Annotated in this window: 8 protein-coding genes; 2 read left to right on the forward strand and 6 right to left on the reverse strand. The window is 38.7% G+C overall.

The genetic code is table 11. The features are described from left to right. Positions 1–59 precede the first annotated feature (59 nt). From P0092_RS21435 to P0092_RS21455, 5 genes are all read right to left on the reverse strand, one after another. Entirely contained in the window at positions 60–2,945 is a 2,886-nt protein-coding gene (locus P0092_RS21435; protein ID WP_004618247.1) for a hypothetical protein, read from the reverse strand. 300 nt (positions 2,946–3,245) lie between these two features. Next, on the reverse strand, positions 3,246–4,364 hold the full coding sequence (glgD, locus tag P0092_RS21440; protein WP_004618246.1) for a glucose-1-phosphate adenylyltransferase subunit GlgD: 1,119 nt from the start codon (positions 4,362–4,364) through the stop codon (positions 3,246–3,248). Beyond that, complete coding sequence (locus P0092_RS21445; protein WP_004618245.1) at positions 4,361–5,641, reverse strand: glucose-1-phosphate adenylyltransferase; 1,281 nt, start codon at positions 5,639–5,641, stop codon at positions 4,361–4,363. Before P0092_RS21445 ends, glgD begins: the two co-directional genes overlap by 4 nt. 129 nt (positions 5,642–5,770) lie before the next feature. Beyond that, a complete protein-coding gene (gene murI / locus P0092_RS21450; RefSeq protein WP_004618244.1) occupies positions 5,771–6,547 on the reverse strand; it encodes a glutamate racemase in 777 nt (258 codons plus the stop codon). Positions 6,548–6,581: 34 nt separating this feature from the next. After that, positions 6,582–6,983, reverse strand: a complete 402-nt coding sequence (locus P0092_RS21455) for a hypothetical protein (RefSeq protein WP_004618243.1) — start codon at positions 6,981–6,983, stop codon at positions 6,582–6,584. Between the two features lie 189 nt (positions 6,984–7,172). Here P0092_RS21455 and P0092_RS21460 point away from each other — a divergent pair, with 189 nt between their 5' ends. Next, the gene (locus P0092_RS21460) at positions 7,173–8,390 is read left to right on the forward strand and encodes a DUF6385 domain-containing protein (RefSeq protein ID WP_004618242.1); all 1,218 of its coding nucleotides are present in this window, start codon (positions 7,173–7,175) and stop codon (positions 8,388–8,390) included. Positions 8,391–8,540: 150 nt separating this feature from the next. After that, positions 8,541–11,186, forward strand: a complete 2,646-nt coding sequence (adhE, locus tag P0092_RS21465) for a bifunctional acetaldehyde-CoA/alcohol dehydrogenase (protein WP_004618241.1) — start codon at positions 8,541–8,543, stop codon at positions 11,184–11,186. Positions 11,187–11,276: 90 nt separating this feature from the next. Here the strand turns inward: adhE and fabF are convergent, their stop codons facing one another. Then, positions 11,277–12,512 carry a beta-ketoacyl-ACP synthase II gene (gene fabF / locus P0092_RS21470; RefSeq protein ID WP_004618240.1) on the reverse strand — a complete coding sequence of 412 codons (1,236 nt, stop codon included), beginning with the start codon at positions 12,510–12,512 and terminating at the stop codon, positions 11,277–11,279. Positions 12,513–12,523: the final 11 nt, after the last annotated feature.

Raw genomic sequence — 12,523 nt, forward strand, 5'->3', positions numbered from 1 at the left:
GATATTTCCTTCGGATTTTGATCTAAACTTTCTAATATTATGTTTTTCTTTAATTTCTATTAAGAAATTCCGTTTGTAGCCGTGATTGCGTCCTGTGCACCCAATACATTTCTTAATGAGTCTTCAACCTGACCCACCTGTGTTACCTTTGGTGTTGCACTTGAATCTACAAAGTCTTTTTCCTTAACAGTTATTGTTACCTTAGTTCCATTTACAACCACACCTGTTATTTCATAGCCTTCTACAGTGTAGTCTGAGTCTGCTACAGATGCTACGTAAAGGTTTTCACTGTAAGTGATTTCAATTGTATCAATTTTGTTGTTTGCAACTCCTGTATCTTTTGTTACTACAGATACTATGGAAGGAGCAACCTTATCTGTTAACGTTGCTGCTGTAAATTCAAGAGGCTTATTATAAGCATTCTTTGCACTTGTTGTAGCAGCTCCGTCTTTTGTTCTCACCTGAACATCAGTAGCCTGTGTGTTGGCAGCCTTAGAATCAGTTGTCAATGTCATTATTGTTTCTCCATCTACTACTGATACTGACATTCCTATTACTTTTACTGCCCAAGTTGAGCCATTATTATAGCTTACTTCGAAGTCTCCTGTTGTAGCTCCGGTTATTACTTCATCTTTGAATGTAAGTCTTATTTTATCTGTAGCTATCATTTCAGCATTAGTGTAAACAATATTTGATGCCTTAGTTACATCAAGTGTCTGAGAGAAGCTTTCTGACCAGTTGCCAACTACATCTTTAACTCTTGCAAGTGTTAGTTTTTCATTATCAAGAATTGAATCTGAGTTTGCATCTGTATTATTTAAGTTGTTTTTAAATGTAATTATTACCGCTTTATTTCCGTCTACTGCCACAACAGTATCATTTGCATCTAGAGCAGCTGAGTTGTGCATCCAATTACCTTTGTCAGTAATAGTTGCAACATCCATTGCTTCACTGAATATAACCTTTATCTTGTTGTCACCAATCTGCTTTGTAGCACTAACAGTAGGAGCAACTTTATCTACACCTGTAAAGGATATTGTAGCATCGTCCATTTCGTTCTTTGCTACTGACACGTCTTTTACATCTTTAACTGCAAGAGTATAAGATCCGCCATTCATAACGTTAGTAGTTAATACTACTACCTTATTTGCGCTATCCTTGAAAGCTGCACCAGTAATTGATATAGCCGCGCCAGTTGAATCCTTTAATGTGTAAAGAGCAGTATTTTCAGCCCCATTTGAGCCTGTTCCAGCAAGTACTTTTTCAGAGAATGTTACTTCCAATGAAGTAGCACTTATGAAATCAACCTTTGATACAGTTGGCTTTGTTAAGTCAGCTGTTGTATTAATTGTAAGAGTTGTTTCAGCCATCTTGTTTCCATAGTTATCTTTAATAGCTCCATCATTCTGATATACTATATAAAGATTTGATGAACCGGGAGCAAATGGCATGTTATCAGGGAATGTTACTGTAAATTTCTGATCATCTCCTGAATTCACCAATGATGTTCCAACAACTTGATTAGTTGAAGTATTGTAAGTGTGTCTTAGCAAAACATTTGCTGTCAAAGTGTTTTTATCAATCGGCTTGCTGAACTGAATTGTTGCAGTAGTTTCTGTTGATTCAACAACTTTTACAGTTAATGGTGATGTGTCTTTCACATAGTTAAATGAAGAACTTGTTGGTGTTACTGCATAACTAGCAGAATCAACCAGCTTGTTTGAAGAATCATTTTTAACCTGTAATGAATGAGCACCCTCTGAGAGATCACCCAAAGTTTTTAATGACAATACATTTCCATTATAACTTGCACTTGTAGTATCAAGAGCTACAAAACCATTATCAAGTTTAAATGAGTTAACTGTATCAACAGCAGCAACATCCTCATTCAAAGGCTCTGAGAAGGTAACCTTCAGATTTCTTGGTCCGGTTGCTTCTACTGATACAACAGATGGTACTGTAATATCTTTAGCAGAAATATTTGATATAGTAGTATCAGCTGCAAAACCAACAGCCTTAAATACTTCCAACTTAACATCTGTTGCATAATTACTCATTTTGTGAGCATTTGATGTTCTCAATGTAACAGTTTTTCCATCAGCTGATACATCAACAGCTGCAGGATTTACATCATTTATTTCGTAGTTTGTTGCTTTTTTAGCTTCATCAGTTATTACTGCCTTATTGAAAGTGACAACTAATTCTCTAAGATTCAACGCCTTTACGCTATCTACTGCAAGAACTGCTGGAGTAGAAATAAGTCCTGCTTTTTCAGCAACTTCTCTTAAGCTTGGCTTAGCTTCTACTATTTTGTCTATTATTGTTGCTTTTCCGTCAGAGTATTCTGATGTCAATGAACCAAACATGATTCCTACTGCCTGGTCTCTAAGAACTAGCTTCTGAGCGTATGCAAGGTAATTTGCTATTTCCTTAGCACCATCAACCTTGGAAAGTTGATTTATTGCTTCAGTCCAGCTGGAAACTGAATATCCGAGCTGTTTGAGAATCAGAGTTGCAAATTGTCCTCCGAGAAGAGCCTCGTCAGCATTTACAAATACATCTCCTGTAGTTGTGTCTTTTGAACCTGACATAATATTGTTCTTAACTAAGTAAGCCAATCTTTTCTTTGCATATGTAGGTACTTTGGCAGCATCTGCGAAATCCTTGAGAATTGCATTTGCTTCATCTTCAGTTAATGCTTGTGCAGCAGTATCCATATTGAAGAGTTTTGCTAACAAAGTTGCACCCTGTCCTCTTGTAAGTGATGTTTCAAGAGATGGTACATATGAAGTATCGCTAGTTCCAGCATATAATTCCAGCTGATTTAGAACACTAGCCTTTTCTCCGTTTACCGGAGTGTATGCGGCTGCGAAAGATGGTACTACTGATGACAACATGATTGCACCAGCAACAACTGCAGCAGAAATCTTTTTAAAATTTCCCATTACTAAATCCTCCCCTAGATGTTTTCTGGCCAATAGTTTTACAGGGATAACTCGGCCACAAGATTACGTCCCTGACTTGAAATGGTGTAAAATCAAGGCCTTACGAGTAACTGCACGCCTCAATTTCATACTCATTATAGCACCAGCTTTTTTCTCAGGTCAACATAATATACATTATGTAAATTAAATGTAATCGCTATGTAATAAAGGGGCTTTGAGTATATAATGGTATAAAATAGAAACAGAGCGTGTCTATTAAAGACCGCTCTGTTTTATAAGTAATGGTTTACAAACTAAGTATTATACAATAACATTTTTTCCAATAATAATAGGCCATGTTTTCTCGCCCTTTAGGCATCTGTTTTTTGAAAGTAATACGTTTTTATCTAGTATGGCATAGTTGAGGGCAGAGTTTTCTTCAACAATACTTCCCTGCATTATGATACTATCTTTTACAACAGCGCCACGTTTTACTGTTACACCTCTGAAAAGTACACTGTTTTCAACTATCCCTTCAATAATACACCCATCTGCAATTATTGAGTTCTTAACCTCTGCTTCTTCATTGTACTTGGCAGGTGCTTCATCCTTGACCTTTGTATATATTTTTAATTTCCCAAGCAATTCGTTGTTTACTACAGGGTTAAGCAGCTCCATATTACATTTGTAATACATCTGTATCGTAGACATGCTTCTCCAATAGCCGTTGTACTTATATCCGTAAATTTTGAGCTTGTGAAGCATCTTTATTATAATATCAAGTACAAAGTCATAGTACCCGTGTGCAACGCTTTCTTCAAGAAGTGCAATCAATAATTCCCTTCTTATCATATAAATACCCAAAGAGCCGTTGAGAGTATTGGGATGCATGGGTTTTTCCTGAAAATCAATCAATCTTGAAGAACTGTCAAGCTGCATAACACCCATATTGCTCAGTTCCTCTATTGGTATATCATTCATTTCACGGTAGGCAACGGTTATATCCGCCTCATTTTCCTTGTGGGCGTTAAGCATATCGTCAAAGGTTGTTGTAAATATACAATTACCTTGGGAAATCAGTACATATTCCTCATTACTTCTTTTAAGGAAGGTCAGATTGTTGTACATGGCATCAGCGGTACCTCTGTACCAGCCTGAACCTTCATCGGACAAAAATGGAGGGAAAAGAAAAAGCCCGTCTGTTTTTCTGTCCAAATCCCATTCCTTACCTGAACCAAGGTGGTCCATCAGTGACCTGTAATTATACTGAGCTATTACGCCTATATTGGTAATCCCTGAATTAACCATGTTTGAAAGTATAAAATCAATAGCTCTGTACTTTCCTCCTACCGGCACTGCCGGACTGGACCTCATGGTTGAAAGCTCCTTTAGCTTTGTGTTACGTCCGCCTGACATTATTATTCCCATTACATTTTTCATTCCGCCACACCACCTTTGAATACGCTTTTGCCGGATTCAACATTTAAAGATGTAAAATCGGCTGCCGAAGCTCCTATATCAATCATAACATTCTTTCCGATTACAGCATCAGCAGGTATACTTGCCTGTTCTCCTACTACCGTAATTCCTGAATTGTAAATTCCTGACTTGTATTCATTAGGCACGTCTTCACCTTCTCCAAGCCTTGCTTTCTCGCCTATTGTAACCTGTTCACTGATAATAGACCTGTTTACGCAGGCATTTTTGCACACCCTTGAATTGGACATTATAATTGAGTCCTGAATAACCGCTCCCTCTTCTATATAAGCGCCCGGAAATAAAATGGAATTTACTACTGTTCCATAAACCGAACAGCCTTCCGCCACTATGGATTTTTTCACACACCCGCAGTTAGCTATAAAGTGAGCCGGCTTCACCGGATTAGGCGTATAAATCCTCCATTCGGGGTCAAATAAATTGAATTGGGGAACTCTGCTTACCAAATCCATATTTGACTCCCAAAAGGCCTGAATTGTCCCTACATCTCTCCAATATCCGGAAAACTGGTATGCCCACATGCTTTTGCCATCTGCCAGCATTGCGGGGATTATGTTTTTTCCGAAATCATTTTCAGAGTCTGAACATTCATTATCCTTTATCAGATATTCTCTTAGAATTGACCAATTGAAAATATAAACGCCCATAGATGCAAGGGTGCTTTTTGGATTTTTGGGTTTTTCTTCGAATTCATATATTTTGCCGTTGTCATGACAATTCATTATGCCGTATCTGCCAGCCTCTTCATAAGGCACATTAATAACTGAAATTGTAGCATCTGCATGATTCTCTTTATGAAAATCGAGCATTTTAGAATAATCCATTTTGTATATATGATCACCGGATAAAATAATCACATAATGAGGGGAATACTTGTCTATATACTGAATATTCTGGTAAACTGCATTTGCAGTACCTTTAAACCATTCTCCTATCTCCTCCTTTAAATAGGGGGATAGTGTGGTAACTCCGCCGTCTATCCTGTCCATATCCCATGGCTTGCCTATTCCTATATGGGCATTGAGCTTCAGCGGTTGATATTGGGTCAGAACGCCTACTGTATCAATTCCGGAATTTATACAGTTACTAAGAGAAAAGTCAATTATTCTATATTTTCCTCCATATAGAACAGCAGGCTTGGCCACATTCTTAGTGAGTACACCCAGACGGCTTCCCTGGCCCCCGGCCAGTAACATTGCTATCATTTCTTTCCTAATCATTGCACCAACTCCCGGTTAACTGATTTTATGCTGCTTTAACGTACAATTTACTATATATAATTCTACGTTTAATATATATTTCCCTTTAAAAGTAGCAAGGAAATTGCCCCTTTTATAGCAAAAACGCTTCTAACAATTGGAAATAAGCCATTTAAAAGTTTTCAGTCTTTCCTGATTCTGTATGCGTATACCCGAATCAAAAAAAACCACCTTTCCTCCATCAGCATTTGTACTTATAAGCTGCCTCTCCTCCAACAAACGCTTTAGATATCTGATTGTTCCTTCGCTTCCGTCTATTATATCAACAAAAGAAGGAAGTACTTTCTTAAATGCATCCCTATATATAGGAAAATGTGTACAACCTAAGACGAAGGTTTTATAATTTTCCAGATTAAAGCCTTCCAATTTGCTCTTTATAACAGGCACAATGCTATCATAATCAAATATCATATTTTCGGCCATTTCCACCAGTTCAGGAAAAGGCAGATAATCTACTACATGTTCCTGATCCACCCTCTGAACCAGATTGTGAAATTTTTCCTCACGAAGGGTCAAGGCAGTAGCAAGTACAAGAACTCTTTTTCCGTTACCGTTCCGGACAGCAGGCTTCACCGCAGGCTCCATTCCCAGTATAGGAAAATCATACATTCCTCTGAGTTCCCTTACGGCAATACTTGTAGCTGTATTACATGCTACAACAAGAGCTTTGATTCCTTGCTTCACAAGAAATTCCACGGCTCTAAAAACATATTCTCTTACTTCTTCCTTTGTCTTTGTTCCGTAAGGTACATGTTCTATATCTGCATAGTATATGTAATTTTCCTGTGGAAGCTGTCTTAGTGCCTCGCTCAAAACTGTTATCCCGCCAAAGCCGGAATCCAAAAAACCTATTTTATCGGTGTTCATCTGAATTCAATTACTCCTTTGCCATTTGTATCTTTTAAAATTCCCTTCTTCGAGTACTTTTAGCCATTTTCGCCATAATACCAAATATAATCCATGCAATAATACAATAAATAGTTGAAGGAAGAAAATATATAAAGTACATTAAATCCTTAAACATTACAGAAAATTCACCCGTACCATAATAGCTGTACATTGATACTCCTAATGAATACAGTGCTGACAGTATTAGGCTGATAGGTATAATAACTAATGTTTCCTCCTCCCACAATCTTCTATACAAAAGTATCATAGCAGCGGGATATAATATGGCCGTTGCTGCAAAAACAAAATATAGTCCTGCCATGGGCAGCCTCAGCTGTACCATAATCACCAGCATTATTACAATTATAATCGCATTGAAGATACTAATTCCCAATGTCCTTAAAACTCTTCTCATATATACCTCGTCTATAATTAAAATCTTATATTTAAACTTACTTATTATTATATAATATCATGTTTCCGGTTATCAAATTTTATTAATACATCGTTAGGCTGAATGTTCATAGTTTTATGTATTATGTTAACCATTTGACATATTATTGAATATAATGTAGTAAAAGCAAATAAAAAAGGAGTGAACATTATGCCCGGAATGCCAATTTATCAGGATTCACCGGAAAATCTAAAAAATCAAATCTTTGCAACAAATGGTTCAGCTGTAATTAATGTTCAGGCTGACAGTACAGGTAGATTAAAGGTAGCAACAGACAGTGCATCTCCCCTTGCGGTTGACGTAGACGAAACTGTAAACAGTATTACTGTATACGGTAATGATGGCACTGACAATCAGTTAATCAAAACCAACACTTCAGGTCAGTTGGATATCAGACCTTTAACAGTCTCTGATACAGTTAGCGTTAATATTACTCAGGCTGATGACAGTATTACCGTGTATGGTAATGACGGTACTGACAATCAGGTAATTAAAACCAACACCTCAGGTCAGCTGGATATCAGACCTCTTACTTCTTCTGATACCGTTAATGTTGATATTTCTCAAACCACTGACAGTATTACCGTATATGGTAATGATGGCACTGACAATCAGGTAATTAAAACCAACACTTCAGGTCAGTTGGATATCAGACCTTTGACAGTTTCTGATACAGTTAGCGTTAATGTTACTCAGGCTGATGACAGTATTACCGTATACGGTAATGACGGTACTGACAATCAGGTAATTAAAACCAACACCTCAGGTCAGCTGGATATCAGACCGTTGACAGTTTCCGATACCGTTAGCGTTAATATCACTCAGGCTGATGACAGTATTACCGTATATGGTAATGACGGTACTGACAATAAGATAATTAAGACAAACACCTCAGGTCAGCTGGATATCAGACCTCTTACTTCTTCTGATACCGTTAATGTTGATATTTCTCAAGCCACCGACAGTATTGCTGTCTATGGTAGTGACGGCACTGACAATCATGTATTATTAACCGATGCAACAGGAACACTGCAGGTTAAGAATGCCATCACCTTTACAAATGCGACACTTACAACCTCAGCTACAACAGATAGCTACCAGTATACAACCCAACAAGAAATTGCTCAACTCACCACTTATCAGTTCTTTGTAAAAAATACAGGCGATACAAACAATGTTACAGTTGTGGTTGAATTAAGCCCTAACGGTACGGATTGGGTAATAGACAGTGACGAACGCCAGGTTAACCCGGGTGCCGCAACTATTATAACTTCAAGTAAATTCTTAAGATATATACGTTTAGGCTATAAATCCACAAGTACAGGCGCCAGCACAGCTATAAGCGCTATTTTCCAAGGTCAAGGCTAATAACGCACTTTTAAACTTTCTTGGTTTAAGAATTGAAAACCCTCGACAGATATTTTGTCGTGGGTTTTTAATTGCATTTTATATGGATAAGGCTGTCATAAGACACGCATACTATTACTGTTTTTACCACAAAAAAGGGAGATGATGTATATGGCGATATCAACTTCTGATGAATTATTACAGAAACTCGCTGATATAAGAGCCGCACAAAAAGTATTTGCCACCTTCAGTCAGGCACAGACTGACGAAATTTTCAGACAGGCTGCTATGGCTGCAAACAATGCCAGGATAATCCTTTCTAAAATGGCTGTTAAGGAGACACGAATGGGCATCGTGGAGGATAAGGTGATTAAAAATCATTTTGCCTCAGAATATATATACAATAAATATAAGGATGAGAAAACTTGTGGCGTTATTGAGAGGGATGAATCTTTCGGAGTTGCAAGAGTTGCAGAACCTGTGGGTGTAGTTGCAGCTATAATTCCGACAACAAATCCAACTTCAACAGCCATATTCAAAGCTTTACTTGCTCTAAAAACCAGGAACGGTATTATCTTTGCTCCCCACCCCAGAGCAAAAAAGTGTACCGTAGCCGCAGCAAAGATTATACTGGATGCCGCAGTTAAGGCAGGCGCTCCGGAAGGAATCATCGGATGGATTGATGAACCTTCGGTTGACCTCTCTCAGCTGCTTATGAGGGAATCAGATCTGATTCTTGCAACAGGTGGCCCCGGTATGGTAAAGGCGGCGTATTCCTCCGGCCGTCCTGCCATCGGTGTAGGCCCGGGTAATACTCCAGTTATCATTGATGAAACAGCGGATTTAATGATGGCAGTAAGTTCCATCCTATTATCAAAAACCTTCGACAATGGAGTAATCTGTGCATCGGAACAGGCTGTAATTGTAATGGACAAGGTATATGATGAGGTAAGGAAAGAGTTTATTGCAAGAGGCGCACATGTCCTTGCAGACGAAGAAACTGACAAGGTAAGAAACATAATTCTTTCAAACGGTGCATTAAACGCAGGAATTGTTGGACAAAGTGCCTGCAAGATAGCTGAAATGGCGGGGATAAAAGTTGCTAAAGATGCTAAAGTTCTTATTGGTGAAGTAGACTCCGTTGAAAAGGATGAACCTTTTTCTCATGAAAAGCTTTCCCCTATTCTCGCAATGTACAGGGCAAGTTCCTTTGAAGATGCACTGAAAAAAGCAGTCAGGCTCATTGAGCTTGGTGGTTTCGGGCACACATCTGTGCTTTATACCGATGAAATCAAATCCAGAGCACGAATAGACCAATTCGGGGCCACTATGAAAACAGGAAGAACCATTATCAATATGCCTGCCTCCCATGGCGCCATCGGTGACATTTTCAACTTCAAGCTGCCTCCATCCCTCACCCTTGGCTGCGGTACATGGGGTGGTAACTCAGTATCAGATAATGTAGGAGTACGAAACCTGCTAAATATGAAAACAGTTGCCGAAAGGAGAGAAAATATGCTCTGGTTTAGAGTTCCCAAGAAAATTTACTACAAATTCGGCAGTCTGGGTGTCGCCCTTAGAGAATTATCTACTATGGATAAGAAAAAAGTCTTTATAGTAACCGATAAAGTTCTGTTCCAATTAGGCTATACCAATAAAGTCACAAGCCTGCTTGATGATCTTGAAATAAGCTACAAAATATTTTCTGATGTGGAACCGGACCCAACTCTATCAGCAGCAAAAAAAGGTGCCTTTGAAATGGAAAGCTTCAAACCAGATGTTATTATTGCAGTTGGCGGTGGTTCACCAATGGATGCTGCTAAGATTATGTGGGTGCTTTACGAACACCCTGAAGTCAAATTTGAAGATCTGGCCCTGAGATTTATGGATATAAGAAAGAGAGTGTATACCTTCCCTGAAATGGGGAAAAAGGCTCTGATGATTTCCGTTCCAACCTCTGCAGGGACAGGCTCTGAAGTTACTCCTTTTGCTGTAATTACTGACGACGAGACCGGCATCAAATATCCATTGGCAGACTACGAACTAACCCCCAATATTGCCATCATTGATGCAGAACTTATGCTTAATATGCCCAAAGGCCTTACTGCGGCCTCCGGTATCGATGCGTTAACTCACGCTATTGAAGCTTATGTTTCCATCCTTGCAACGGAATTTACAAACGGATTAGCTTTGGAAGCAATAAAACTGATTTTCACTTATCTTACTCTTGCCTATAATGAGGGCGCCAATAATATTGAGGCACGGGAAAAAATGGCTCATGCTTCAACAATAGCAGGTATGGCCTTTGCAAATGCATTTTTAGGAATATGCCATTCAATGGCTCATAAACTTGGAGCAATGCATCATGTGCCACACGGTGTTGCAAACGGAATATTGATTGGAGAAGTAATCAGATTTAATGCAGTTGATAATCCAAGAAAGCAAGCAGCCTTTGCGCAATACAAATATCCAAATGCAAAAGAAAGATATGCCGAAATCGCAGATTCGCTGAAACTTGGCGGTAAAAGCTCAGAAGAGAAAATAAACCTTCTGTTGCAGGCCATTGAGGACTTGAAAACCAAGGTCAATATACCCAAGACTATAAGAGAAGCCGGTGTCTCAAATGAAAAGTTTTATGAAACTCTGGATGAAATGTGCGAATCTGCATTTGATGACCAATGTACAGGTGCCAATCCAAGGTATCCTCTGATTTGCGAAATTAAACAGATGTATATCAATGCCTTCGAAGGTACTCCCGGCAAATTGAGTGAAGAGTGTGATGAAATAGTCTGCGGAGATCAGACCCAAGGCTTATAAAATGTAAATGTATGCAGAATAGTTGCTATGGGCCAGTGTCTTTAGGCACTGACCCACAGCACCCTAAACATATTAATGAATTACTGTTTTTTATTTTACCTTTTTAAAAATAAGTGTTGCATTGTGCCCGCCAAAACCGAAAGAATTTGTTAAAGCATAGGAAATATCCTTCTTTCTTCCAACGTTGGGTACATAATCAAGGTCACACTCGGGATCAGGTACACTATAATTAATTGTTGGCGGTATATACCCATCTTTTAGCGTAAGCACAGTGATTATGGATTCGACCGCTCCGGCAGCACCTAATAGGTGTCCCGTCATTGATTTAGTCGAACTTATTGGCAATCTATATGCATATTCTCCGAACACAGTTTTTATTGCAGCAGTTTCACTCTTATCATTTAATTCAGTGGAAGTTCCATGGGCATTTATATAATTTATATCCGAAGGTAATATGCCTGCATCATTAATAGCCTGTAGAATACTCTTTGCTCCACCCTCACCATCATCAGGAATGGCTGTAATATGGTAGGCATCGTTAGAGCAGCCATATCCTACAATTTCAGCGATAATATTTGCTTCACGTTTTATTGCATGTTCATATTCTTCAAGTATTAAGGCTCCGGCTCCCTCACCAATTACAAAACCGTCTCTTTGAGCATCAAAGGGTCTGCAAGCTGATAATGGCTCCTTATTCGTTGTCATTGTTTTATTTGCACAAAAACCGGAAAGTGAGAGCCTGACAATAGGTGCTTCTGCGCCACCTGCTATCATTACATCAGCATCATTTCGCTGAATTACTTTAAACGCATCACCAATGGAGTTTGCGGAAGAAGCACAGGCTGTTGTCACACATTCCACAAAACCTTTGACTCCATATCTAATTGCAATATTTGCAGCAGCTATATTGGGGAGCATCAAAGGAACAAAAAACGGACTAACTCTTCCGGGCCCCTTTTCCATGAGTATTTTGTGCTGACTTTCCATTGTTTCAATTCCACCAATACCTGTTCCTATAACTATACCCAATCTTCCTTTGTCCATTGTATCTATATTTAATTTTGAATCTTCTATAGCCATATGGGCCGCAGATACCGCAAACTGAGTGAATCGATCCATTCTTTTTATTTCTTTTTTCCCAATAAATTCAGACGGATCATAATTTTTAATTTCTGCCCCCACACATGTAGGCAAATCCGAAACATCAACTCTTTCAATATTGCTTATACCCGATTGCCCATTTTTTATTGATTCCCAGAAGTCTCCGGTGCCAATTCCAAGTGATGAAACCACCCCAGTTCCTGTTATTACTACGCGCCTTTTCATATAATGCCTCC

Source organism: Ruminiclostridium papyrosolvens DSM 2782, assembly GCF_029318685.1.
GTDB lineage: Bacteria > Bacillota > Clostridia > Acetivibrionales > DSM-1351 > Ruminiclostridium > Ruminiclostridium papyrosolvens.

Coding starts and splice junctions, on each gene's coding strand:
- murI (WP_004618244.1), bottom strand. CDS start 6,547: ATGAACACCGATAAAATAGGTTTTTTGGATTCCGGCTTTGGCGGGATA.
- fabF (WP_004618240.1), bottom strand. CDS start 12,512: ATGAAAAGGCGCGTAGTAATAACAGGAACTGGGGTGGTTTCATCACTT.
- P0092_RS21455 (WP_004618243.1), bottom strand. CDS start 6,983: ATGAGAAGAGTTTTAAGGACATTGGGAATTAGTATCTTCAATGCGATT.
- glgD (WP_004618246.1), bottom strand. CDS start 4,364: ATGAAAAATGTAATGGGAATAATAATGTCAGGCGGACGTAACACAAAG.
- P0092_RS21435 (WP_004618247.1), bottom strand. CDS start 2,945: ATGGGAAATTTTAAAAAGATTTCTGCTGCAGTTGTTGCTGGTGCAATC.
- P0092_RS21445 (WP_004618245.1), bottom strand. CDS start 5,641: ATGATTAGGAAAGAAATGATAGCAATGTTACTGGCCGGGGGCCAGGGA.
- adhE (WP_004618241.1), top strand. CDS start 8,541: ATGGCGATATCAACTTCTGATGAATTATTACAGAAACTCGCTGATATA.
- P0092_RS21460 (WP_004618242.1), top strand. CDS start 7,173: ATGCCCGGAATGCCAATTTATCAGGATTCACCGGAAAATCTAAAAAAT.